We start from the raw sequence: 25,222 nt of genomic DNA on the forward strand, positions 1-25,222 counted from the left end.
GCCTCCACCCAGGTCCCCGTCCAGCTCGGGATGCCGGCGACCCCGCCGCGCCCGCTGGCCACGCGCCGCCGCTCGCGCCAGCTCACCGTCGGCAGCGTCAAGGTCGGCGGCGACGCGCCCGTCAGCGTGCAGTCGATGACCACCACGCTGACCTCCGACATCGGCGCGACGCTGCAGCAGATCGCCGAGCTCACGGCCAGCGGCTGCGAGATCGTGCGCGTGGCGGTGCCGAGCCAGGACGACGCCGACGCGCTGCCGGTGATCGCCCGCAAGTCGACGATCCCGGTGATCGCCGACATCCACTTCCAGCCGAAGTACGTCTTCGCCGCCATCGACGCCGGGTGTGCGGCCGTCCGGGTCAACCCGGGCAACATCAAGCAGTTCGACGACAAGGTCAAGGAGATCGCCAAGGCGGCCGGCGACGCCGGCACCCCGATCCGCATCGGCGTCAACGCCGGCTCCCTCGACAAGCGGCTGCTCGCGAAGTACGGCAAGGCGACGCCCGAGGCGCTGGTCGAGTCGGCGCTGTGGGAGTGCTCGCTGTTCGAGGAGCACGGGTTCCGCGACATCAAGATCTCGGTCAAGCACAACGACCCGGTCGTCATGATCAACGCCTACCGCCTGCTGGCCCAGCAGTGCGACTACCCGCTGCACCTGGGCGTCACCGAGGCCGGCCCCGCGTTCCAGGGCACCATCAAGTCCTCCGTCGCCTTCGGCGCGCTGCTGGCCGAGGGCATCGGCGACACCATCCGGGTCTCGCTCTCGGCCCCGCCGGCCGAGGAGGTCAAGGTCGGCATCGCGATCCTCGAGTCGCTCGGCCTGCGCCAGCGCGGCTTCGAGATCGTCTCGTGCCCGAGCTGCGGGCGCGCCCAGGTCGACGTCTACACCCTGGCCGAGCAGGTCACCGAGGCGCTGTCGGGCATGGACGTGCCGATGCGCGTGGCCGTCATGGGCTGCGTCGTCAACGGCCCGGGCGAGGCGCGCGAGGCCGACCTCGGCGTCGCGTCCGGCAACGGCAAGGGCCAGATCTTCGTCAAGGGCGAGGTCATCCGCACCGTGCCCGAGGCCGACATCGTGCCAACCCTCATCACCGAGGCCAACCGTCTCGCCGACGAGCTGCGCCTGGCCGGGGTACCCTCCGGCGAGCCGACGGTCAGCTGGGCCTGACGCCGGCCGGTCAGCCGGGGCGCAGGAGAGGGGAGAGGGAGCAGACGTGCTGCGTACCTCCTCCCTGCGCGTCCTCGGCCCGCGGGACACCGCAGCGGCCCTCGAGCTGGTCGACCGCGACCCGGTGTCCAACGTCTTCGTCGGCGCGCGCCTGCACGCCGCCGGGCTCGACAGCTGGCGCCTCGGCGCCGAGGTGTGGGGGCACGTCGTCGACGGCCGCATCGACGCCCTCTGCTACGCCGGGGCCAACCTGGTGCCGGTGGAGGCGGGGCCCGACGCGGTGGCGGTCTTCGCCGAGCGCGCGCGGCGGCTCGGCCGGCGCTGCTCCTCGATCGTCGGACCCGCCGAGGCCGTCGCCCAGCTCTGGGAGCTGCTCGAGCCGTCGTGGGGGCCGGCCCGCGACGTGCGCGCCTCGCAGCCGCTGATGGCGATCTCGCAGGCCCCAGCTGTGCCGGCCGACCCGGCGGTGCGCCGCGTGCGCCGCGACGAGCTCGACGTGCTGCTGCCGGCGTGCCTGGCGATGTACACCGAGGAGATCGGCGTCTCGCCGCTGGCCGGCGACGGGGGAGCTGTCTACCGCGCCCGCGTCTCCGAGCTGATCGCCTCGGGCCGGGCCTTCGCCCGCATCGAGGACGGCAAGGTCGTGTTCAAGGCCGAGGTCGGCGCCGTCGTGCCGGGCGCCTGCCAGGTGCAGGGCGTCTGGGTCGACCCCGCGCTGCGCGGGCGCGGCTACTCCGTGGGCGGCATGGCCGCGGTCGCCGAGACCGCGCTGCGCGAGATCGCGCCGGTCGTCTCGCTCTACGTCAACGACTACAACGCGCCGGCCCGGGCCGCCTACGAGCGCGTCGGCTTCACCCAGGTGGGCAGCTTCGCGTCCGTGCTCTTCTGACGCCGCGAGCTACAGCGCGGCTCGGGCGACGTCCTTGTGGTCGTCCAGCGTGGTGAACCCGACCGCAGCGGCCTCGTCGAGCGGCAGCTTGGCCGTCAGCTCGAGGTGGCAGGTCGGGCCCCAGGCGGTCCACGTGCCGGCACCCACCCGGGTGCCGTCGTGGCGCTCGAGCCACAGCCCGTACCTCCGCCCGTCGACCAGGCCCCACGCGTCCATCCGGATCTCGGTGGTGCGCGCGGTCGTCACGAAGTGCACGGTCGCGGTCGCCTGCGAGCCGCCGACCGAGGCGAGGTGGCGCTCCTGCGGCGCCGACGAGCCGGGCAGGCCGATGACGAGCAGCAGGGCGACGACCGCGGCAGCGGCGGCCATCGGTGCGGCGAGCAGGGCCCGCCGACGCCGCCGACGGCGCAGCTCGTCCTCGCGACCGAGCGCGTCGAGCACCGACTCGCGCAGGTGGGCCGGCGCGGCCGGCACGAGCGCGGGCGACCACGCCTCGGCCTGCTCGTCGGACAGGCTGCGGTAGTCGAGCAGCTCGTCGTCCTCGGCGAGGGTGTCGGGGTCGACCCGGCCCAGCAGCGCGACGACCGGCTCCAGCTCTGCCAGGTCGGTGGCGCAGTGCGGGCAGGCGGCGACGTGGGCGCGGGCCCGCGCCTCCTCCGCCGGCGTCAGCCGCCCGAGCAGGAGGGGGCCGAGGGCCGCGCGCGCCGCGAGGCACTCCTGCGACTCGCTCATCCGCCCCACCCCATCTCCTCCAACGCCAGTCTGAGTGCCTTCAACGCGTAGAACGTGCGGCTCCTCGCCGTCCCCTCCGGTATGCCCAGCTCGGCCGCGACCTCGGCGTAGGCCCGGCCCCGCAGGTGCACCTCGACCAGGATCCGGCGGTGGTCCGGCCGCAGCCGGCGCAGCGCGTCCTCCACCATCCAGCCGTCGAGGACGCGGTCGAACTCGTCGTCGCCCTCGCTGTGCGGCTCGGGCTCGTCGCCCCTGGCCATCGGCGGGCGCACCGCGGCGGCCCGTGAGGCGTCGACGAGGACGTTGCGCAGGATCGCGAACAGCCACGTACGCAGCGAGCCCGCGCTCTCGTCGTAGCGCTCGGCGGCGCGCCACGCGCGGACGAAGGTCTCCTGCACCGCCTCCTCGGCGGCGTGGTGGTCGCGCGTGCGGCGCACGGCGAAGCCGTAGAGCTCACCCCCGTGGGCGTCGAACGCGCGGCGCAGCATCGTCTCCGCCGGGGGGCGGGCAGCCGCGGTACGTCCGAACACACCTCTGTCTACGTCACCGGGGCCCGCCGCGTTCACGCTTCCCGCACGTTCGTGCCGCCTCCCTGATTGGCACGATGTGACTCCTTGCCAATCCCATGGGCAAGAAGTCACATCGTGCCAACGGGGCGGGCGGGGGGGGCGGCGCGGGGGAAAGGGGTGGCGCAGCGCCGATACCCTGGGCGCGTACCCGAGGTCCCTCGACGAGGAGTTCCACCAGCATGCTCCAGCGGATGTCGACGTTGTTCCTGCGCACGCTGCGCGAGGACCCGGCCGACGCCGAGGTCGCGAGCCACCGCCTCCTCGTGCGCGCCGGCTACGTGCGCCGTGCCGCGCCCGGCATCTACAGCTGGCTGCCGGTCGGCTGGCAGGTGCTGCGCAACGTCGAGCGGGTCGTGCGCGAGGAGATGGAGCGGTCCGGTGCCCAGGAGGTGCACTTCCCGGCGCTGCTGCCGCGCGAGCCCTACGAGGCGACGGGGCGCTGGACCGAGTACGGCGAGAACCTCTTCCGCCTGCACGACCGCAAGGGCGGTGACTACCTGCTCGGGCCGACGCACGAGGAGATGTTCACCCTGCTGGTGAAGGACCTCTACTCCTCCTACAAGGACCTGCCGCTCTCGCTGTTCCAGATCCAGAACAAGTACCGCGACGAGGCCCGACCGCGCGCCGGCATCCTGCGCGGTCGCGAGTTCGTCATGAAGGACAGCTACTCCTTCGACGTCGACGACGCCGGCCTCCAGGTGTCCTACGACTCCCACCGGGTGGCCTACCAGCGCATCTTCGAGCGGCTCGGCCTCGACTACGTCATCGTCTCGGCGGTCTCCGGCGCCATGGGCGGGTCGGCCTCGGAGGAGTTCCTCGCGCCGTGCGAGGCGGGCGAGGACACGTTCGTACGCTGCACGTCCTGCGACTACGCCGCCAACACCGAGGCGGTGCGCACACCGGTGCCGCCGGCCCTCGACACCTCCGCCGCGCCGGCTTCCCGCGTGGTCGACACCCCGTCGACGCCGAGCATCGCGACGCTGGTCGACCTGCTCAACGCCACGGACGACCTGCGCCGCGGGGACCGGGAGTGGACCGCGGCCGACACGCTGAAGAACGTCGTCGTGACGCTCGTGCACCCGGACGGCACGCGCGAGCCGCTGGTCGTCGGCGTTCCGGGAGACCGGGAGGTCGACGCCAAGCGGCTCGAGGCGGCGGTCTCGCCGGCCGAGGTGGAGGCGTTCACCGACGAGGACTTCGCCAAGCACCCGGCGCTCGTGCGCGGCTACATCGGGCCCGGGGCGCTGGGCGAGCAGAGCGCGTCAGGCATCCGCTACCTCGTCGACCCGCGCGTGGTCGAGGGAAGCGAGTGGGTCACCGGTGCCGACGAGACCGGCAAGCACGTGGTCCACCTGGTGGCCGGCCGCGACTTCACCGCCAACGGCACGATCGAGGCGGCCGAGGTGCGCGAGGGCGACCCGTGCCCGGTCGACGGCGCGCCGCTGACGATCGCGCGGGGCATCGAGATCGGCCACATCTTCCAGCTCGGGCGCAAGTACGCCGACGCGCTGGGCCTCAAGGTGCTCGACGCCAACGGCAAGCAGGTCACCGTGACGATGGGCTCCTACGGCATCGGCGTCTCGCGCGCGGTGGCGGCGATCGCGGAGCAGACCTCTGACGAGCTCGGCCTGGTCTGGCCGCGCGAGGTGGCGCCGGCCGACGTCCACGTGGTGGCCACGGGCAAGGACGCGTCGGTCTTCGACGAGGCCGAGCGCCTCGCGACCGGGCTCGAGGCGGCCGGTCGCCGGGTGCTGCTCGACGACCGGCGCGGGGTCTCGCCCGGCGTGAAGTTCAAGGACGCCGAGCTGCTGGGCGTGCCGACGATCGTCGTCGTCGGCAAGGGCCTCGCGACCGGTGTCGTCGAGCTGCGCGACCGGCGCACCGGCGAGAAGCAGGAGATCGCGGTCGAGGGCGCCGTCGAGGCCGTGGCCGCCGCCTCGGCGAGCTGACCCGGGCCGACCCGGAGCGAGCGGCGTGCCCGACGGCTGGGCGGTCCTCGCGCTGTGCGGCGCGTCCCTGCTCGCCGGCTGGGTCGACGCCGTCGGCGGCGGGGGAGGGCTCGTGCAGCTGCCGGCCCTGCTCGTCCTCGCCCCTGGCGCGAGCCCGGTGCAGGTGCTCGCGACCAACAAGCTGTCAGGTGCCTGCGGCACAGCGGTCGCGGCCTGGACCTACCTGCGCCGCGTGCGTCCCGACCTGCGCACCGCGCTGCCCATGGCTGGTGCGGCGCTGCTCGGCTCGGCGGGCGGTGCCGGCTGCGCGTCGCTGCTGCCGGAGTCGGCCTTCCGCCCGCTGGTGGTCGTGCTCGTCGTGCTCGTCGGCGCCTACACGGCGCTGCGGCCCGACCTGGGCGGCACCTCGGCCCTCCGGTGGTCCGGGCGCTCGCACTACGTCGCCGCGGTGGCGGCCGCCGTCACCATCGGCTTCTACGACGGCATCTTCGGGCCCGGCACCGGCAGCTTCCTCACCTTCGCCCTGGTCGCCCTGCTCGGCTACTCCTTCGTGCAGTCCTCGGCGAAGGCGCGCATCGTCAACCTGGCGACCAACGTGGGGGCGCTGGTGGTCTTCGTGTCGCAGGGGGCGCCGATGTACCGCCTGGGCCTGGCGATGGCCGCGTGCAACGTCGTCGGCGGGCGCCTCGGCGCGCTCACGGCGATCGAGCGGGGAAGCCGCTTCGTACGCACCGTCTTCCTGGCCGTCGTCGCCCTGCTGCTCGTGCGCCTCGGCGTCGACCTGGTGGACTGAGTGGTACGCGTGGGCTGAGTGGCAGTTGGAGGACTGCCGGTCCTACCTGCGGCGCAGAGGGTACGTGTCGGTGGTGACCGTGCCGGTGCCGCCGCCCGCGGTCTCCACAGGGACCAGCCGCGAGTGGCGGTCACGCGGCAGGCGCAGGGTGACGGTCGTGCCGGCGCCGACCTCGCTGGTCACCGTGGCCGTACCGCCGCTCTGCTCGACGATGACGCGCACGATGGTCAGCCCCAGCCCGGTGCCCGGCCCGTGTCCCAGGGCGACGGAGGTCGTGAAGGGCAGGAACACGAAGGGCAGGCGGTCACCCGGGATGCCGGCTCCGGTGTCGCTCACCTCGAGCACCACGTCGCCGTCCTCGACCCGCCCCTCGAGGCAGATGCGGTCGCCGGGCGAGGTGAACTTCACGGCGTTCTCGACGAGGGTGTCCAGGGCGGTCTCCAGCCGGGCCATCGGGCCGTGGAACGAGCCGACGCTGCTGCTCACCTGCCAGTCGCGCTCGGCGGTCGGCAGCCAGCGCATCGTCGTGCGGCGCAGCAGCGCGTCGACGTCGAACAGCTCGGGCGTGAAGCCCTGCTGCACCTCGATGATGGTGAGCAGCCGCTCCGAGATGCGGCCGATCTTGTCGAGCTCGTCGAGGATGATGGCGGTGTCCTGCAGCGTCGTCGGGTCCGGGTGCGCCGAGCGCACCAGCTCGGCGTAGCCGCGGGCGACGGTGATGGGCGTGCGCAGCTCGTGGGACGCGAGCCGGGTGAACAGCTCCCGCGACTCGCGGCGGCCCTGCTCGGCTGCGGCGAGCGCCTCGGCCATGGCGACCGCCTGCTGACGGCGGTGCACGTGCCACGCCATCACGGCGAAGACGGCGGTCATCAGCGGGATCTCGAAGAGCTCGTCGCTGTGCGTCCCGCGGACGACGGAGAGCCCGAGCACGCTGCCCGTGACGAGGGCGACGGACGCGAGCGCGAGCAGGGTCTCGCGCAGGCGCCAGACCGTGAAGCCGTAGACGAGCCCGAGGCTGATCCAGATGAAGTGGAACGGGACGGTCTCGCGGCCGGTGAGGTAGAACATCCAGACGACGTTGGCCAGGCTGAAGACGACCCAGCCGATCGTCCACAGCCGGCTAGCCGGCCAGGAACGCATAGCCCACATTGCGCACCGTCTCGATGTAGCGCTGCCCGATCTTCGAGCGCAGCCGGCGCACGCTGACGTCGACGACGTTGCTGCCGGGGTCGAACGTCAGCCCCCAGACGCTGAGCAGCAGCTCGGCGCGGCTGCAGACGGTGCCCGGACGGGTCATGAGGTGGTGCAGCAGCTCGTACTCCCGCTCCGAGAGGGCGACCAGCCTGCCGTCGACACGGATGCTGCGGCGCGCGTGGTCGAGCTGCAGCGCGGACGCGGACGGCTGGTCGGCCGTCTCGACAGGGGAGCGCAGGCGTACGCGCACCCGGGCCAGGAGCTCCTCGACCGCGAACGGCTTGGGCAGGAAGTCGGCGGCGCCCAGCTCGAGCGCGGCCACCCGCGGTGAGACCTCCGAGGTCGCCGAGAGCACGAGGACCCGCTGGTGGGGCAGCTGCTCGCGCAGCCGGCGCAGCACCTCCAGGCCGGGGATGCCCGGCAGCACGAGGTCGAGGATGAGCATGTCGTAGTGGGCGACGAGGGCCAGCTCGAGCGCGCGGGTGCCGGTGTAGGCGAGCTCGGCCTCGTGGTTGTCGCGGGCGAGTGCCCGCGCGACGAGGCTTGCCAGCCTCTCGTCGTCGTCGACGACCAGCAACCGAGCCATGTCTCCCCCTGGGGACGTCGGGCGCGTCGGCGCACCCGGCTCCGGGACAGAGGATGCACCAACGACCGGGCCGGCGGGACGGCTTTGCGGCGACGCGGGTGTCAGTAGCGGGCAGTCGTCGGCGATGAGTGACCGCTCGGACGCGAAGCGTCGATCTCCATGACAGGTCCATGACAGCGGCATGACAGGGCCGTCATGTTCGGCGACGGCCGGCGCGACCCGGCACAGGGTGACGCCGAAACCCCGCGAGCTCCGCGGTGGAGCACGTCTATGGAGGGAGGGGCCGTGTTCGGACCACGAACGGCCTTGAGACGCTCGTTCCCAGCCCTTGTCGCCACAGGTCTCGTCACCGTGGCCATGCCGGCAGCGCAAGGGGGCCTCGCGACCCCGGCCGCTGCGGCGGCGGAGAGCCCGGGGAGCATCCACCTGCACGTGCAGAGCGCGCGCTCGGTCAACAACGGGCCGGGCTTCGTGCACGCGGGCGACGCCGTGACGGCGTACCACTGGATCATCAACGAGGACGACACCGGCAACCCGCGCGACGCCCTGGCGAACTGCCTGCCCTCGAGCGCGAACGTGGCGAGCGCGCACGACTTCGCCGACCACTGCCAGTGGCCGTCGACGCGGACGACCGCCGGCTGGGCACCGATCGTCGCGCAGGGCGACCAGACGACCCTGGACGACGACACGGCCCTCGACGGGCTGCCCCCGGGCAAGTACCTCATCTCGGTGACGGCCGACGGCTTCAAGATCGACGGCTCGCACTTCACCGTCGGCGCCGGCACGAGCCAGCAGGTCACCGTGGGCCTCCAGCCCTCGCCCCTGCCACTGCAGACCATCCGCCTGCAGGTCTTCAACGACAACGCCCCGGTGGACGGCACCTACGAGGTCGACGCCGAGCAGGGTCTGGCCGGCTTCACAGGGAACCTGACCGACGTCTTCGGCCCGGTGAGCGTCGACTACTACGGCAACGCGCTGTGCACCGTCTACAAGCACACGACCACGTCGCCCACCTCGCCGATCGTCTTCGACGCGAACAACAAGCCCGTCGTCGACACCACGAGGTCGACGGGCAAGTGCACCAGCGACCGCACCGGCCTCATCACCATCCCGAACCTCGGGCCGAACCGCTACGCGGCCACGGTCACCCCGCCGCTGGGCTCGACCTGGGTGCAGACCACCACGCTCGAGGGCGGCCACGACTACGACATCTGGCAGCAGGAGGGCGAGACCGGCTTCGACACCGAGCAGACCAAGGGGGCCGAGCTCGTACCCTCCGTGCACTTCGGCTTCGCCCTGCAGAAGGCGGTGACGATCCCTCGGCGCAACGTCCCCACCGGTGAGATCAAGGGCGTGGCCGTCGCCGGTCTGCCCTACATCGGCGGGCAGAACGGCCAGGTGGTCCCGGAGACCGGATTCGCCGGCGCGAAGATCGGCGGCCCCATCCGGAACCCGTGGATCGCGCTGTCGGATCTCGACCAGGGCGACGCGGAGGTCTACCTCGGCCGCGGTGACGCCAACGGCGCCTTCGACATCAAGAACCTGCCGGACGGCACCTACTCGCTGACCGTGTGGGACGACGACCAGGACTACATCCTCTGGGCGTTCCAGGTGGAGGTCCACGACGGCGGCGTCACCGACGTCGGCAACAAGATGATCGTCGGCTGGTTCACCCACATCTACGGCAAGGTCTTCGTCGACACCAACGGCAACGGCAAGCTGGACGCCGGCGAGAAAAGCGTGCCGCAGTTCGGCCTGACCCTGCGCGAGCGGGACAACTCGCTGATGGACCAGTACACCAACACGGTGACGACGGGCAGCGATGGCGTCTACGACATCCGCGAGGCCTACCCGATCGGCAAGTGGCTGGTGCTCGAGGCGTTCAACACGCGCTACCGCACGACGGGCGTCACCTACAAGGCCGAGAACGAGACGAAGGCGACGACGCTGCTCGGCAGCGCCGTCGACATCGACGTGCTCGACATCATCGGGCTCGGTGGCGAGGTCGACTGGGGCGTCGAGCCCTACCCGGCGGGCGCGAACGGCGGCATCGTCGGCACCGTCTCCTACGACACCACCCGCAACGAGCTCGACCCCGCTGACGCGGCGAGCGAGAGCTACCAGCCGGGCATCCCGGACGTCCCCGTGCACGTGTACCTGCCGAAGGCGTGCGACGACCCGAGCACCGAGCTGTGCCGGCAGGGCTACCAGATCGAGCCGCCGCAGGTCCCCGACCCCGACGACAGCAGCAAGCTGGTCGACAACCCGCAGAACGGTGCCTTCGTCAAGGGGCCGGAGGTGCAGGACGCCTACACCTCCGAGACCTGGGCGCCACCCCGGGGGTGCACTGCACGCATGTTCAACGGCCAGCCGCTCACGGACCAGCAGGCGCTGCCCGCGTTCGGGGCCACGGCGAACGAGAAGTGCATCGAGGCGCCGATGATGGGCTTCCAGACCGGCGCCTCGGAGACCGGCCCCGACGGGTTCGCCCAGACGGTCAACGGCAACTACGGCTTCGCGACCTCGAAGATCAACCTGTACGCGCCGGGCGACAGCCGCAACCCGGCACCCGACCACGACCTGCCGCTCTACGCCGACCTCAAGGCCAACGGCTACGAGGAGCAGGACCTGCCGGCCAAGGACTACATCGTCTCGGTGGAGATCCCGCAGAACCCGGTCGGCGGCGGGGACATGTACAAGGTCACCTCCGAGGAGGACGTCAACGTCTTCGACGGCGACGGCTACCTGCCGCAGGAGAACTTCCCGCCCACGCTCGCGCAGGCCAACGACATCCCCGGCCCGCCCGAGAGCGACCCGCTGCCGCCGACGCAGCCGCCCTCCCAGCAGGCCGGCATCATCTCGCCGTGCGTCGGGGTGCTGCACAAGGTGGACGTCACCGACCAGGCCTTCCTCGACGGAGGAGGCAGCCCGTTCCAGGGCCAGGAGCGCCCGTCGTGCTCCGACAAGCTGGTCACGGTCCGCGCCGGCCAGGCGACCGCGCCGAACTTCAACCTGTTCACCACGGTCCCGGTCCCCACGCACTTCTGGGGCCTGACCATCAACGACCTGGGCCTCTCGCTCGACAAGCGGAGCATCAACTTCGGCGAGGCGCAGGGACTTCCCTACGTCCCCGTCGGGCTCTACGACTGGTCCGGCCGCCTGGTCGACACCACGCTCACGGACTTCAACGGCATGTACGAGGCCCTGGAGCCCTCCACCTCCACCTACAACTGCCCGGTGCCCGCAGGACCCTGTCCGAACATGTACCGCTTCGTGGGCAACGACCCGGGGCAGCCCGGGCACCTGAACCCCGACTACAACCCGCGGTTCCGCACCATCGCGACGAACTTCCAGGCGTGGCCGGGGCTCTACACCGTGACGGACACCGCCCCCACGCAGGTCGCGACGACGGCGCTGGCACCTGACACGACGACGGTCAACCCGACGATGTGCGACCTCGGCCCGACCATCCCGCAACCGCTGGCCGTGGACCGGCCCTACATCCGCAAGAACGACACCAACCGGACGCTCACCATCACCGGCACCGGCTTCGGTGCCGCGGGGACCGTGAAGCTCGGCGCCACCGCTCTCGCGGTGACCAGCTGGACCGACAAGCAGATCAAGGCGACGGTCCCGACGACGCTCGCCTCAGGCCCCACGGTGCTCTCGATCGTCACCGCCGCGGGCCAGAAGAACGTCAACGGCCTGACGGTGCAGCTGCTCGACGCCGCCAACGCTGCGACCGCCGGCACGACGGCGACCAACCCGCTCCTGGCGGAGGTCGGCCCCGGCAAGTCGTTCTCGACCGTCCAGTCGGCGCTGGAGGCCGCCAAGCCCGCCGCAGCCGTACGCAACAGCCGGGGCCAGGTCGTCACGGCTGCCAAGCCGTACTGGCTCGTGGTGGTCTGGCCGAACGCCCAGACCAGCGCCAACCCGCACGGTGAGTACACCGAGAACGTGATCGTCCACCACCAGGTGCGCATCCAGGGCGTGGGACCGGGCGGCTTCGACTCGGCCGGCACCTTCGTCCCGGGTTCGATCCTCGACGGTGCCGGCTTCAACCCCGACAACCCCAGCGGCGCCAACTGGATCGCGCTGCTGAGCTCGCTGCGCTACGACGGCCCTGCGGCCGTGCCCGACGCAGCGGTGGTCACGGTGCTCGACGACCCGGCCCTCGCCGGTGTCGTGCCGAGCAGCTACTACCCGGCGATCGACGGGCTCCAGATCACCGGTGGCGCACAGTCGGACTTCGCGACCAACATCAACGAGGTCACGGGCGGCACCAAGACGCCGTACGGCGCCACGGGTGCGCTCGTCACCCAGGGCGGCGGGGTCTTCGTCCACGCCGGCGTGCAGAACCTGCAGGTGACCGACGACGTCATCCGCGGCAACGGCGGGTCCTACGGCGGGGGCGTGCGGGTCGGGACCCCGTACGCAGGGGACCTGAACAACCACAACCTCCTGCTGGCACGCAACCAGATCCGCGACAACGGCGGCACCAACCTCGCCGGCGGCATCGGCATCTTCAACGACAGCGACGGCTACACCGTCGACGGCAACGCCATCTGCGGCAACTTCTCCGCGGAGTACGGCGGCGCCATGACGGCCTACGGCTACGACGGGACCGCCGGGGGCAAGGTGACCGGCAACCGCATCTGGTTCAACTCGTCCTACGACGAGGGCGGCGGCGTGATGATCGCCGGCGAGCTGCCGGCGGACCCGTCCCTGCTGTCGGAGGGCAGCGGACCGGTCACGATCGACAGCAACGTCATCCAGACCAACCTGGCGAGCGACGACGGTGGCGGCATCCGCCTGCTGCAGACCAGCGGCTCGCACATCAGCCGCTACAGCCCGGAGACGATCACCATCAGCAACAACACGGTGGCGAACAACGTCTCGGCCCATGAGGGCGGTGGCATCTCGCTCGACGACGCGGCCTTCGTCAACGTGGTGGGCAACACGGTGGCCAAGAACCTCACCACGGCCACCGCGGTGACGAGCGACGGGAACCCCGCCCCGGCGGGCCTCTCGACGGCGATGAACAGCGACCCGCTGCAGGCCCGGCTGCGGAACACCTCGCTGCTCGTCTTCCCCGCGTCGAGCACCCTGGCCGCGACGACCTTCAGCAAGCCCACGCTGCTCGACAACGTCTTCTCGGACAACAGGGCGGGCACGTTCAGCGGTGGCTACGTCTACGGCATCGGCGGGAGCCTCCCGGACGGCACGGCCAACGACGTCAACGACTGGGACATGGGCGTCGCCGACGGCGACGGCAGCCAGCTGCTGGCACCGCTGAGCTCGGTGCTGCAGACCACCACGGGCACCGCGTCCTCGGCCACGAACACCGTGACGGACGACGCAGGGCTCCTGCAGCCCTGGGACGTGTCGGTGAACGTGCTGGCCTCACGGACCTACCCGGCCTTCCGGCAGTCCGTGATCGTGGCGGAGATCCTGCCGCCCAGCCTCATGGGCGACTACCACCTGGCGGCCACGTCGGTGGCGAAGGGCCGGGGAGCTGCCAGCACCAACGTCGTCTGGGGCACCGGAGCGCTGGGGTTCAGCTACACGGTCAGCGCTCCCAGCCGCGACATCGACGGCAACGCCCGGCCGAGCGGCACAGGCGCCGCGCGGCGCTGGGACGCCGGCTCCGACCAGCTTCAGCCGTAGGCCCCGCCACCTGCCCCGCCCGCCCGGGCGGGGCGGGTGGCCTCCCACCCGACTCCGCACCCACGTACCCGCAGGAGTGCTCCCGTGACACACACCCGCTCGTCCTTCCCGATGTCGAGGCGGTCGTTCCTCGGCGCCACCGGGCTCGCTGCCGCCACCGCGGTGGGGGCCCGCCTCGTCGGCGGCGAGGTCGCCCAGGCGGCCACGTCGGCGGCCGCGGCCGTCACCCATCCCCGCAAGGAGCTCCACCTCGTCGGCACCGACGGCTGGGTGTCCATGCCGGCCGACGCGCCGGCCGACCCGCCGTTCTTCCCCGACGCGCTGGCCCCCTCGCCGTTCAACACCTACGTGTTCGGCTTCCGCGACGTCAGCGGGATGACCGCGAGCCAGGTCGCCGCGCAGCGCGGGCACGCGCAGATCAGCGCGCCCATGATGGCGTTCGACGAGGAGGACGACATCTACCTCACGCTGACCAACCTCGGGCTCTCGCAGCGGCCGGACCTCTTCGACGGCCACACGCTGCACTGGCACGGCTTCGTCAACGCGATCCCGCTCTTCGACGGCGTCCCCGAGCTCTCGCTGGCCGTGCCGGTCGGACGCGACCTCACCTACTTCTACCGCCCGCACGACGCCGGGACCTACATGTACCACTGCCACTTCGAGGACGTGGAGCACGTGCAGATGGGGATGACGGGCATGGTCTTCGTGCGGCCCAAGCAGAACAAGCTCGCCGTTGCAGGGAACCCCGTCGGCACGAAGTACGCCTACAACGACGGCGACGGGTCCACGAGGTACGACCGCGAGTTCGCCTACATGATCACCGAGCTGTGGTCCGCCGCGCACTACCGCGACGCGCACATCCAGGTCAACGACTGGACCGACTACGACCCGAGCTTCTGGCTGCTGAACGGGCGGGCCTACCCGGACACCCTCGCGCCGACCGGGGACCCGAGGACGAGCACCGGACGCCTGCAGTACCAGCCGATCTCCTCGCTGGTGCAGTGCAACGAAGGCGAGCGGGTGCTGCTGCGCCTGTCCAGCCTGGGCTACCAGAACCACGCGATGACGGTCGACGAGATCGACCTGCAGATCGTGGCGAAGGACGCGAGCCTGCTGAAGGGCCGCGACGGCACGACGAACTACATCACCACGAACACCGTCGACGTGGGGCCGGGGGAGAGCCGCGACGTCATGTTCACCGCACCGGCGCCGGGCGAGTACCTGCTCTACGACCGCAAGTACTCCTACCTCGACAACGGAGGCGGCCCCGGCTACGGCGGCATGATGACGAAGATCGTCGTGCACCCGGCGGGGCAGCTGGCCAAGCAGACCAACCCCAACACCTGATCCGCGGAACGGAGGAGACGACCATGCACCCCGCACTACGCGCGCGAGCCCGCTCTCTGACCGCCGCCGGCGCCATCGGCGCCTTGGTGTCAGGAGTCCTGCTCACCACGCCGCACGCCGCCAGCGCGGCGATGTCCGAAGGGCTGGCCTGCGACACCAGCTCCAGCGGCACGTTCTCCCTCACGGCGTCCGACGGCTACGTCTCGACGCCCGACGGGAACTCCATCTACATGTGGAGCTACGGAGCCAGCAGCCGCGGCTTCCAGCTCCCGGGCCCGACGCTGTGCGTCGAGTCGGGCAGGACGGTCACGGTCGTGCTGCACAACAGCCTGCCGGAGAGCACGTCGATCGTCTTCCCCGGTCAGCGGGGCGTACGCGCCAACGGTGCCCCTGCCCAGCCGCAGTTCGACGACGGCGGGTCGCTGACCTCGCTCGTGCAGGCGGCGGCGCCGGGCGACGGGTCGGTGACCTACACCTTCACCGCCGGCAGCCCCGGGACCTACCTCTACGAGAGCGGCACCGACGTCAGCAAGCAGGTGCAGATGGGGATGTACGGCGCCCTCGTCGTCCGCCCGGCCGGGCACCCGGACCAGGTGAACGACCGCGCCGACTCGAGGTTCACCGCCGACAAGGACTACGTGTTCCTGCTCTCCGAGGTCGACCCCGACGTGCACCTGGCCGTCGAGCGCAACCAGCCGATCGACGACTCGGCCTACACGGCGCGCTACTTCATGATCAACGGACGGAGCATGCCCGACACGCTCGCGCCGAACGGCGCGTCGTGGCTGCCGAACCAGCCCTACGGCGCCGTCGTCCACATCAAGCCCTACGACGCGGCAACGAACCCCTACCCCGCGGCGATCCGCTACCTCAACGCCGGCACGGTCAACTACCCGTTCCACCCGCACGGCAGTGACGAGCGGGTCGTCGACCGCGACGGGCACGCCCTCGAGGGACCGAACCACGAAGACCTCTCCTTCCAGAAGTACGACCTCGACGTCGGTCCCGGGCAGACGCTGGACGTGCTCATGGACTGGCGCGACGTCGAGCACTGGAACGCCCTGACGAACCCCGTGCCCACGAAGCTGCCCGCCATCACGGACCAGGACCTCGTCGGCACCGACACGTGGTTCTCCGAGAGCCCCTACCTCGGCACCAAGAACGCGCTGCCCACGAGCATCACGTCCAACAACCAGTGCGGCGAGTACTACCACATAGCCCACAGCCACGCGCTCGAGCAGGCGACCAACTACGGCGCAACCTTCGGCGGCATGATGACGGTCTTCCGCATCGACCCGCCCAACGGCTGCCAGGCACAGTGAGGACGGCAGCGATGAGCATCTACGACACTCCACGGCGCTCGGCCCCGAGGGCCGGCCGCAGAGTACGCACGGCGGCCCTCAGCTCCGCCGCGGCCGCGAGCCTGCTCGCCGCACAGACGCACGCGGGCGTCGCGAGCGCCGAGACGCCGGCCGCCCCGGTCGTCACGGCACCGGCCGCCACGGCGGTGCACGCCGCGGCGGTGGGACAGCTGGCCGCGAGCGGCTGCACCGAGACGGCAGGTGCTGCCACGTGCGACCTCTACGCCATGACAGGCAGCCTCTCGCTCCTCGGCAGGACGATCCCGATCTGGGGGTTCTCGACGACCGGCGCGGCCGGCTCGGCGACCGCCCCTGGCCCGGTCCTGGTCGTGAACGCGGGCGACGCGGTCACGCTCACCCTGCACAACGCCATCGACGGCGAGACGATGTCGCTCGCGCTGCCCGGCCAGCAGGCCGTCAGCTCCTCCGGAGCGATCGGCGACGACGTGACGGGGGTGGGCTCAGGAGGCACCAGGACCTACACCTTCACTGCCGGGCGTCCCGGCACGTTCGTCTACGAAGCGGGCCACACGGCCAACGGCACGCGGCAGGTCGCCATGGGTCTCGCGGGGGCGCTCGTCGTGCTCCCCGGCGACCACACGGCCTACGGAGCCGGCTCGACCGGCCCCAGCACCGCGTACGACGACGACGCACCGCTGGTGCTCAGCGAGATCGACCCCAGGCTCAACGCGGACCCCGCGCACTTCGACATGCGCAGCTTCCGCCCGGTCTACCGGCTGGTGAACGGCGAGGTCTTCCCCGAGACGAACTCCGTGAGCACCGACCAGGGACACACGGTCCTGCTGCGCTACGTGAACGTGGGCTCCGAGACGCACTCGATGAGCCTGCTCGGCGCTGACCAGCTCGAGGTCGCCCAGGACGGGCACCCGATGAGGTTCGGTACGCGGCTGGCCGCCGAGAGCATCGAGCCCGGGCAGACGGTCGACACCCTCGTGACGATGCCCACCGGGCCCGAGGCCAAGGTCGCGGTCTACGAGGCCGCCCTGCACCTCGACAACGGCCAGCACACCGCCGACCCGCGGCAGTTCGCCTTCGGCGGCATGCTCACCTTCCTCGACACCAACGCACCAGCGCCCTCGACCGACGTCGTCGGACCGACGGCGACGCACATCGCCCTCACGCCGAACCCGTCGAACGGGCTGGCCGACGTGACCGTGACCGCGGACCTCAGCGACGCCAACGGCGGCAGCGCCGTCACCCAGGCAGAGCTGGTCGTCGACGACCCGACGGCGACCGGCCCCGGCTTCGGCACCCCGATGACGGGCGCCTTCGGCACGGTCGACGTGTCCCACGCGACCGGCACCATCCCCACCGCGGTCCTCGACACCCTCGACGCCGGCAAGCACACCGTCTACGTGCGGGCGATGGACTCGGCCGGCAACTGGGGGGTCGTCGGATCGGCCGTCCTGAGCCTGCCGAAGACCGGCCCGCAGACCGTCGCCGGCTCCGTGGTGGACGTGCCGGCGAACGGCACCGCCGACCTCGAGATCAGCGCCACGGGCGACGACAGCGCGGCCGGCGGGACGATCACCGCGGCTGAGTACTTCATCGACACCGCAGGACCGGACGGGACGGGGACCCCCCTCACGCCGAACCGCACGGCCACCGTCGTGGCCGAGTCGGCGACCGTGCCGGCCGCCCAGGTGGCCGCGCTCGGAGAGGGCCGGCACCACCTGCTCATCCACAGCAAGGACAGCCTCGGCCTCTGGGGCCCGACCCTCGACGTCGCGCTGCCGGTGGACCTCACCGGTCCGCAGGTGGACGCCGCCGCGATCGGCCCCAACCCCAGCAACGGCCTGCTCAGCGACAAGAGCAACCCCGGCTACCTGCTGATCTCGGCCCAGGTCACCGACAAGGACGCAGGCGGCGCGGTGCAGAGCACGCTGACCGACGCCGAGGCGTTCCTCGACCCCAAGGCGGCCAACCCCGCCGGCGGCGCCGGCATCCAGCTGATCGCCGTCGACGGGAGGATGGACAGCCCGACGGAGTCGGTCTACGGGCTGCTGCCCATCGGCCAGGTCAAGGCCCTGGCTGACGGGGACCACACCGTCTCGGTGCGCGGGCAGGACGCCGCCGGCAACTGGGGGCCGCTGTTCGCCTTCAAGCTGACGGTCGACAAGACGGCCCCTGTCCTCAGCGCCTTCGCCGCGTCGCCCAGCCCCACCGGTGGCGCAGCCTCGCTCACCCTCACCGCGAAGGTCGCTGACGCGTCGCTGATCTCCAACGCGGAGTACTGGACCGGCACCACCGACCCCGGCGTCGGGAAGGCCTCGCCGCTCGCGGTCAACTTCGCCAACGGCACGGTGACCGAGGTGGTCGACCTCACCGGTGTGCCGGCCGGCGTGACGCAGTTCAACCTGCGCGTCAAGGACCTCGCGGGCAACTGGAGCAAGGCCGTCTCCACCTCGGTCACGGTCCAGCCGCCGAACGCGATCTTCTCCGACACGTTCGACTCCGGCACCCTGGCGGCGTGGAGCGCGTCCACCGGCGGCGTCTCGGTCACGGCAGCGGCGGGCATCGTCGGCGGCAAGGGCCTGGCTGTGAACCTGCCGGGTGGCCGGAACAACCGCGCGGCGTACGTGACGGACACTCGGCCGGCAGCTGAGCCGAGCTACCACGCGAGGTTCGCCTTCAACCGCAGCACGTTGACCTCGGGATCGAACGCGGCAACCGCGCTCACGCTGTTCGAGGCGCGGAACGCGGCCAACGCGCAGGTGTTCGCGCTGCAGTACCGCCTGAGCGGCAGCCAGGCACAGCTGCGCACGGTGCTGTCACGCACCGGCGCGACGGCCATGACGGGTGCGTGGGTCAACCTCGCGGCCGGGACCTCGACCCTGCAGCTGGACTGGCAGTCCGGCGGCGCGACCGGCACTCCTCAGGGCAAGCTGGTCCTGTCGGTGGACGGCGCGGCAGTGCAGAGCGCCACCGGCAACACCAGTGGGCTGAAGGTGGACACCGTCCTGCTCGGAGTGACGGCAGGGGTGACCACGACCACGACCGGCAGCACCGCCGGCACGGCGTACGTCGACTCCTTCGTCTCGACCCGCTCCACGATGCCCTAGCCCTGGCACCACCGGGCACCTCCCGGGGCCGCGCGCACTGCGCGGCCCCGGGACCTCCGCTCCGAAAGGAACTCCCATGGTCCTCAGCCTGCGCGTACTGCGTCCCTCGGTCCCGACGGCCCTGCGCGCCGTCGCCGTCCTCGTCGTCGCGCTCCTGGTGTGCCTCCTGGCGCGCAACCTGCTGCTCACGCCGGCGGACGCGACGACCGCCTCAGTGCCGCAGAACGCGACGATGGAGGCCCAGCTCGGCATCCGCTTCTCGCGGGTCGCCGTGGTGGGCGACGGTGGTCTGGTCACCGTCACCTACGTCGTGCTCGATGCCGAGAAGGCCCAGCAGTTGCAGGCCTCCCAGGCCCACCCGCCCGTGCTCAGCAGCGAGTCCCGCAAGGGCAGCACCTCACGGGTGTCGCTGATGAAGCAGGGGCACTCGCTGCGCGCGGGGCAGACCTACTACCTCGTCTACGAGAACACGCGCGGCGCGCTGCGGCACGGCGAGCGCGTCACCATCACCGACGGCGCCCTGCGCCTGGCGCACGTCCCGGTGCTGTGATGGCGCGGCTGGCCGGCCGGCTCGCCGCGGTCGTGGTGGTCGCCGCGGCGGCGCTGGTCGGGCCGGTGTCGTCCGCCTCGGCGCACGCCTTCCTCGTCGAGAGCGGGCCGTCGGACGGGCAGGTCGTCCCCACCGCTCCGGCGACGCTGCGGATGCAGTTCAGCGAGTCGGTGGCACTGCCGGCGACCTCCATCGACATCGTCGACGGGGACGGCCGCCACTACGCGCCGACGCACCTCGAGCTGGTGCGCAGCAGCGAGGACGACGAGGATCCCGTGCAGGTCGTGGCGACCCTGCCGGCGCTCCCGCACAACACCTTCCGCGTGTCGTGGGAGACGCTGTCCAGCGACGACCTGCACCGCACCAGCGGTGTCCTCGTCTTCGGCGTCGACGTCCCGGTGCGCTCGAGCGGCCTGCACGAGACCAACCCCTCGCCCGAGGAGTCGGCGCTGCGCTGGGCGCTGTTCACCTCCGTCGCGCTCGCCCTCGGCGGGCTGCTGCTCCGCCGCCTCTGCGTGCCAGCCGGACTCGTCGCGCAGGGGCGGCGCGCCGCCGGGCTTGCCTGCCTCGGAGGGGTCGGCGCGCTCGCCGCGTCGGTCGCGCTGCTCCTCGACCAGCTGGGCGGCGCCGGCTGGCGGTTCCAAGCCGTGCTGGTCGGCGCCTACGGCGTCCGGTGGCTGGTGCGCGAGGCCGGCCTGCTCCTCGTGCTCACCGCCGCGTTGACCGCCTGGCGGGCGCGCCGTCCCGTGGCGGGCGTCGGCCTCCTGGCGGCCGCCGGGACCGTCGCCGCGATGGTCGGCTCGGCCCTGCTCGGGCACGCGGGAGCCGCCCGCGGCCCGGCCCTCACCCGGGTTGCTGCCGAGGCCGCCCACTTCGGCGCCGCTGCGCTCTGGTCGGGCTTCCTGCTCGCCGCGGTGCCGCTGCTGCTCCCGCTCCTGCGCCCGGGAGGCGACGCCGGGGCCGCCCGCCGCGTCCTGCGCGGGTTCGGCGTCCCGGCCGCTGCGTGCGTCAGCACCGTGGTGGTGACCGGTGTCTACCTCGCCAGCGGGGTCGTCGGCTCGGTCGACGCCGCGCTGTTCACGACCTACGGGCGCGTGCTGCTGCTGAAGGTCGTGGTCGCGGCGGTCGCCGGAGCGCTGGGGCTCCAGCACGTACGCCGCCTGCACGCCGCCGTCCCGCGGCCGGTGCGCGCGTGGACCCTGCGCGCTGAGGCGGGGGCCGCACTGCTGGTGCTCGGGCTGGCGGGGGTGCTCACGAGCGGGCAGCCCGCCCAGGAGCCGCAGCTGGTGCGCGCACCGCACGCTGCGACCGTCCCGGTGGTGGACGGGGCGATCGCCGACCTGCAGTCGGCGGTCAGCGTGCAGCCGAACCGGCCGGGGCGCAACGTGGTCCTCGTCGACACCTTCGACACCCGCCGGCCCTCGCCGGGAGCGGTCCGCCGCGTCACGCTCACGGTGGTGGGCCTCGACGGCCGCTCCTCCCCGCCGGTGGCAGCCGAGCGGATCGCCGAGGGCCGCTGGTCGGCAGCGACCACGCTGAGCTCGCCGGGGCGTACGCAGCTGCTCGTCAGCGTCACGCGCACCGGCCTGCCCGAGGTGCACCGCACCTTCTCGTGGACGGTCGCCGGGGCACCGTCGCCCACCCGCGCGGCCCGGGTGTCGACCGCGCCGGTCGACGGCCTGCTGCGCGCGGCGGCCGCGGGGCTCGCGCTGGCGGTGCTGGCCGGGTGGCTGGGGTTCGCGGTGCTGCGCCGGCGCGGCCGGCGGCTCCTGCCCGACGCGGTCCCGCCGGCTCGCCGAGCCGACGAGGACCTGGCGGAGGAGGCCGAGCTGGTGCGCTCCTCGTCGTAGCGCACCCGTGGACCGGGTGCCCAGGCACGCCCCCTGGGCCTGGCACCCTGCGGTCGGACCCCTCCTCGCTGGCGCCCCCCTCCTCGAGGAGAGGTCCGACCGCCTCGTGCGTGTGCCTGGTGCCTACGCCTCCAGCCGCAGCATGTTCCACGACAGCGGGGGCAGCACGACCTGCGCGCGGCCGCCGTCGAGCGAGATGCTCCCGGCGTCGCGCGGCACCACGCGGTCAGGCTGCTCGGCGCTGTTGACGGCCTCCGGGTCGTCGTCGGAGAGGCACGTGTGCGAGCCGCGCGCCAGACCGGTCATGCCCCGCAGGTCGAGGTCGAGGGTGACCGGCGTGGTCTGGTCGCGGTTGACGGCGAAGACCGTGACCGCGCCGCTCTCCTCGTCGAGCACCGCGACCGAGTCGAGCACGGGCACCTCGCCCTGCCAGGCGGTGTCGTGGACAGGGGAGGTCGGCTCCACCCGCAGCACGGTGCCCCGGCCGTACTTCGAGGTCAGCGCGAACGGGTGGTAGATGCTCTGCCGCCAGGCCGGTCCGCCGGGCTCGCTGCGGATGGGCGCGATGACGTTGACCAGCTGGGCGAGGCAGGCGATGCTCACCCGGTCGGCGTGGCGGAGCAGGCTGTTGAGCAGCGTGCCGACCACGACCGCGTCGGTCACCGAGTAGACGTCCTCGATCAGGCGCGGCTTGTCGGCCCACTCGAGGTTCTTCTCGCCGACGAACTTGCCGATGTACCACACGTTCCACTCGTCGAAGCTGATGTTGATGCGCTTCTTGTGGCGCCCGACGGCGCGCACGTGGTCTGCAGTGGCGACCACCGAGTCGATGAAGTTGTCCATGTCGACGGCACAGGCGAGGAAGCTGTCGCGGTCGCCGCCGCGCTCCTCGTAGTAGGTGTGCGCCGAGATGTAGTCGACGTCCTCGTAGCACTCGGCGAGCACCGTCGCCTCCCACGAGCCGAACGTGGGCATCCGGCTGTTGCTGCTGCCGCAGGCGACCAGCTCGATCGTCGGGTCGACCAGCTTCATGGCCTTCGCCGTCTCGTGCGCCAGCCGGGCGTACTCCTCGGCCGTCTTGTGCCCGATCTGCCAGGGGCCGTCCATCTCGTTGCCGAGGCACCACAGCTTGATGCCGTAGGGGTCGGCCGACCCGTTGGAGCGGCGGAGGTCGGACCACTGCGTGCCTGAGGAGTGGTTGCAGTACTCGACGAGGCGGCGTGCCGCGTCAACCCCGCGGGTGCCCAGGTTGACGGCCATCATCGTCTCGGTGCCGATGCCGCGCGCCCACTCCTGGAAGTCGTCGACACCCACCTGGTTGGACTCGATGGAGCGCCAGGCGAGGTCGAGGCGGGCGGGCCGCTGGTCGCGCGGCCCGATCCCGTCCTCCCAGTTGTAGCCGGAGACGAAGTTGCCTCCCGGGTAGCGGACGATCGGCACGCCCAGGTCGCGCACCAGGTCCGCGACATCGGTGCGGAAGCCGTGGGCGTCGGCCGACGGGTGCTCCGGCTCGTAGATGCCGGTGTAGACGCAGCGGCCCATGTGCTCGACGAACGAGCCGAAGAGCCGGGGGTCGACCTCGGCGACGCGGAAGGCCGGGTCGAGGGTGAGTGACGCGGAGTGCAAGGGGTTCTCCAATCGGGTGGGCTGCTCAGCCCTTGAGTCCGGTGCCGGCGATGCCCTGGACGATGTGCTTCTGGAACAGCAGGAACACCGCCACGAGCGGGAGCGCGCCGAGGATGGCCGAGGCCATCGTGTCGGCGTAGCGGATGCCGAAGGAGCCCTGGACCGTCGCCAGGCCCACGGGGATCGTCATCAGCTTGGGGTTGGTCAGCACCAGCAGCGGCCACAGCAGGTTGTTCCACGCCTGCACGAAGGTGAAGATCGCGACAGCGGCCATGGCCGGGCGGGTCAGCGGCATGATGACGGTGCGGTAGACGCGCCAGAAGCTCGCGCCGTCGACGCGGGCGGCCTCGTCGAGGTCGCGCGGGAGACCGTCGAAGAACTGCTTGAAGATGAACACCGCGACCGCCGTCGGCACCTGCGGGAGCACGACCGCCCAGAAGGTGTTGAGCAGCCCGACGCTGTTGAACTCGCGGAACTGCGGGACGATCAGCACCTGCCCGGGGATCATGATGCCGGCGAGCACGAACCAGAAGACCCAGTTCTTGAAGCGGAAGTTCAGCCGCGACAGGGCGTAGGCCGCGAGGCTCGCGGTGATCACCGTGAAGATCGCGTTGAGCGCCGCGGTGATGAAGCTGGCGGCGTACCACCGCAGGATGTCGGTGTCCTGCAGCGTGCGGCGGAACGCGCCGAAGGTCGGGTTGTCGATCCACCAGGTGGCCTTGGTGGTCTCGGCGTTGGGCTTGAGGCCGGTGTCGAGCGCCCAGGCGAGCGGCACGAGCCACAGGATCGCGAAGGCGATCAGCACGCCGAGGCAGATGCGGTTGAACAGCTTGGTACGCGCGTCGACCTGCGCGCGGGTCACCCCGCCGCCGCGGCGGCCGGACTCGGCGGGGGCTTCGAGGGTCGTAGCCATGTCAGGCCTCCTTCTCCTGGGTGCGGACGATGGCGAACCAGACGGCCGAGACCGCGAGGACCACCACGAAGAACAGCATCGAGACCGCCGAGGCGTAGCCGACGCGGAAGTTGGTGAAGCCCTCGTCGTAGACGTACTCGAGGACCGAGCGGGTGCTGAAGTTCGGCCCGCCCGCGGTCATGATGTACATCTGGTCGAAGACCTTGAGCGAGGCGATGACCTGCAGCACCGCGACCAGCGTCGTCGTGCGCGCGAGCAGCGGGATGGTGATGCTGCGGATCTGCTGCCACGGGCCGGCGCCGTCGATGGCCGAGGCCTCGTAGAGCTCCGGGTTGATGTCCTGCAGGCCGGCCAGGTAGAGGATGAAGTTGAAGCCGAGGGTCCACCACACGGTGGTGATGGCCAGTGAGGGCATGGCCCAGTGGATGTCGCCCAGCCAGTTGGGCGAGCCGATGCCGATCTTGCCCAGCGCGGTCTCGAGGATGCCGAGCCCCGGGGTGTAGATCCAGATCCAGATCAGCGAGATGACCGCCGAGGGCAGGATGAACGGCGCGAAGAACGCCAGGCGGAAGAACCAGCGCCCGCGGGCCACGCGGTCGGCGAGCAGGGCGAAGACGAAGCCGAGCACGATCAGCGGCGGGGTGGTGAGGATGGTGAACCACACCGTGTGCCACAGCGAGGACCAGAAGTCCTTGCTCTGCAGCGCTTCGGAGTAGTTGCCGAGGCCGGCCCAGCTCGAGAGGCCGGGCTTCACGAGGCTCGTGTTGAAGAAGCTCATGACCAGGCCGTAGATCGCCGGGCCGATGATGAACAGGACGTAGAGGATGACGAACGGCGCCAGGAACGCGGCGGCCGGGCGACCGTGGTCGTTGAGCGCGTGGGTGCGCCGGCTCGGCGCTGCTCTGCCCGTCGTGGCGGGAGCGTGGGTCTGCGTTGACACGGACGA

Annotated in this window: 17 protein-coding genes; 10 read left to right on the forward strand and 7 right to left on the reverse strand. The window is 71.7% G+C overall.

The genetic code is table 11. The features are described 5' to 3' along the window. The first annotated feature begins 30 nt into the window (after positions 1–30). Entirely contained in the window at positions 31–1,167 is a 1,137-nt protein-coding gene (gene ispG, locus CLV35_RS05175; RefSeq protein ID WP_121192948.1) for a flavodoxin-dependent (E)-4-hydroxy-3-methylbut-2-enyl-diphosphate synthase, read from the forward strand. 46 nt (positions 1,168–1,213) lie between these two features. Continuing rightward, positions 1,214–2,056 (forward strand): GNAT family N-acetyltransferase, encoded by an 843-nt coding sequence (locus tag CLV35_RS05180; RefSeq protein ID WP_121192422.1) that lies wholly within the window; start codon positions 1,214–1,216, stop codon positions 2,054–2,056. Positions 2,057–2,065: 9 nt separating this feature from the next. Here the strand turns inward: CLV35_RS05180 and CLV35_RS05185 are convergent, their stop codons facing one another. Further along, a complete protein-coding gene (locus CLV35_RS05185) occupies positions 2,066–2,788 on the reverse strand; it encodes an anti-sigma factor family protein (protein WP_147431880.1) in 723 nt (240 codons plus the stop codon). After that, complete coding sequence (locus CLV35_RS05190) at positions 2,785–3,276, reverse strand: sigma-70 family RNA polymerase sigma factor (protein ID WP_121192424.1); 492 nt, start codon at positions 3,274–3,276, stop codon at positions 2,785–2,787. Before CLV35_RS05190 ends, CLV35_RS05185 begins: the two co-directional genes overlap by 4 nt. Positions 3,277–3,536: 260 nt before the next feature. Here CLV35_RS05190 and CLV35_RS05195 point away from each other — a divergent pair, with 260 nt between their 5' ends. Both CLV35_RS05195 and CLV35_RS05200 read left to right on the forward strand, forming a co-directional pair. Beyond that, complete coding sequence (locus CLV35_RS05195) at positions 3,537–5,306, forward strand: proline--tRNA ligase (protein ID WP_121192425.1); 1,770 nt, start codon at positions 3,537–3,539, stop codon at positions 5,304–5,306. 25 nt (positions 5,307–5,331) lie between these two features. Continuing rightward, on the forward strand, positions 5,332–6,099 hold the full coding sequence (locus CLV35_RS05200; RefSeq protein ID WP_121192426.1) for a sulfite exporter TauE/SafE family protein: 768 nt from the start codon (positions 5,332–5,334) through the stop codon (positions 6,097–6,099). A 42-nt stretch (positions 6,100–6,141) separates the two neighbouring features. Here the strand turns inward: CLV35_RS05200 and CLV35_RS05205 are convergent, their stop codons facing one another. Further along, a complete protein-coding gene (locus CLV35_RS05205) occupies positions 6,142–7,239 on the reverse strand; it encodes a sensor histidine kinase (protein WP_183061729.1) in 1,098 nt (365 codons plus the stop codon). Next, on the reverse strand, positions 7,220–7,879 hold the full coding sequence (locus CLV35_RS05210) for a response regulator transcription factor (RefSeq protein WP_121192428.1): 660 nt from the start codon (positions 7,877–7,879) through the stop codon (positions 7,220–7,222). The genes CLV35_RS05205 and CLV35_RS05210 overlap by 20 nt, the downstream gene beginning before the upstream one ends. Positions 7,880–8,236: 357 nt before the next feature. Here CLV35_RS05210 and CLV35_RS05215 point away from each other — a divergent pair, with 357 nt between their 5' ends. The 6 genes from CLV35_RS05215 to CLV35_RS05240 all read left to right on the forward strand — a co-directional run bounded on the left by CLV35_RS05215 (position 8,237) and on the right by CLV35_RS05240 (position 21,737). Then, on the forward strand, positions 8,237–13,546 hold the full coding sequence (locus CLV35_RS05215) for an IPT/TIG domain-containing protein (protein ID WP_147431881.1): 5,310 nt from the start codon (positions 8,237–8,239) through the stop codon (positions 13,544–13,546). An 84-nt stretch (positions 13,547–13,630) separates the two neighbouring features. Beyond that, positions 13,631–14,893 (forward strand): multicopper oxidase domain-containing protein, encoded by a 1,263-nt coding sequence (locus CLV35_RS05220; protein WP_147431882.1) that lies wholly within the window; start codon positions 13,631–13,633, stop codon positions 14,891–14,893. Between the two features lie 23 nt (positions 14,894–14,916). Continuing rightward, complete coding sequence (locus tag CLV35_RS05225; RefSeq protein ID WP_121192431.1) at positions 14,917–16,215, forward strand: multicopper oxidase domain-containing protein; 1,299 nt, start codon at positions 14,917–14,919, stop codon at positions 16,213–16,215. A gap of 11 nt (positions 16,216–16,226) precedes the next feature. Beyond that, positions 16,227–19,337, forward strand: coding sequence for a multicopper oxidase domain-containing protein (locus CLV35_RS05230; RefSeq protein WP_121192432.1), 3,111 nt, complete (start codon positions 16,227–16,229; stop codon positions 19,335–19,337). A 76-nt stretch (positions 19,338–19,413) separates the two neighbouring features. Next, entirely contained in the window at positions 19,414–19,887 is a 474-nt protein-coding gene (locus tag CLV35_RS05235) for a hypothetical protein (protein WP_121192433.1), read from the forward strand. Continuing rightward, positions 19,887–21,737 (forward strand): copper resistance CopC/CopD family protein, encoded by a 1,851-nt coding sequence (locus tag CLV35_RS05240; protein ID WP_121192434.1) that lies wholly within the window; start codon positions 19,887–19,889, stop codon positions 21,735–21,737. The genes CLV35_RS05235 and CLV35_RS05240 overlap by 1 nt, the downstream gene beginning before the upstream one ends. Before the next feature lie 123 nt (positions 21,738–21,860). Here CLV35_RS05240 and arfA read toward each other — a convergent pair whose 3' ends face one another. Genes arfA through CLV35_RS05255 form a run of 3 tightly spaced genes read right to left on the reverse strand, consistent with a single transcriptional unit; the run spans position 21,861 to position 25,216 of the window. Then, positions 21,861–23,363 (reverse strand): arabinosylfuranosidase ArfA, encoded by a 1,503-nt coding sequence (arfA, locus tag CLV35_RS05245; RefSeq protein ID WP_231121519.1) that lies wholly within the window; start codon positions 23,361–23,363, stop codon positions 21,861–21,863. 25 nt (positions 23,364–23,388) lie between these two features. Then, positions 23,389–24,276, reverse strand: coding sequence for a carbohydrate ABC transporter permease (locus CLV35_RS05250; protein WP_121192435.1), 888 nt, complete (start codon positions 24,274–24,276; stop codon positions 23,389–23,391). Position 24,277: 1 nt separating this feature from the next. Continuing rightward, positions 24,278–25,216, reverse strand: coding sequence for a carbohydrate ABC transporter permease (locus tag CLV35_RS05255; protein ID WP_121192436.1), 939 nt, complete (start codon positions 25,214–25,216; stop codon positions 24,278–24,280). Between the last annotated feature and the right edge of the window lie 6 nt (positions 25,217–25,222).

It is taken from the genome of Motilibacter peucedani, from assembly GCF_003634695.1.
Taxonomy (GTDB): Bacteria; Actinomycetota; Actinomycetes; order Motilibacterales; family Motilibacteraceae; genus Motilibacter; species Motilibacter peucedani.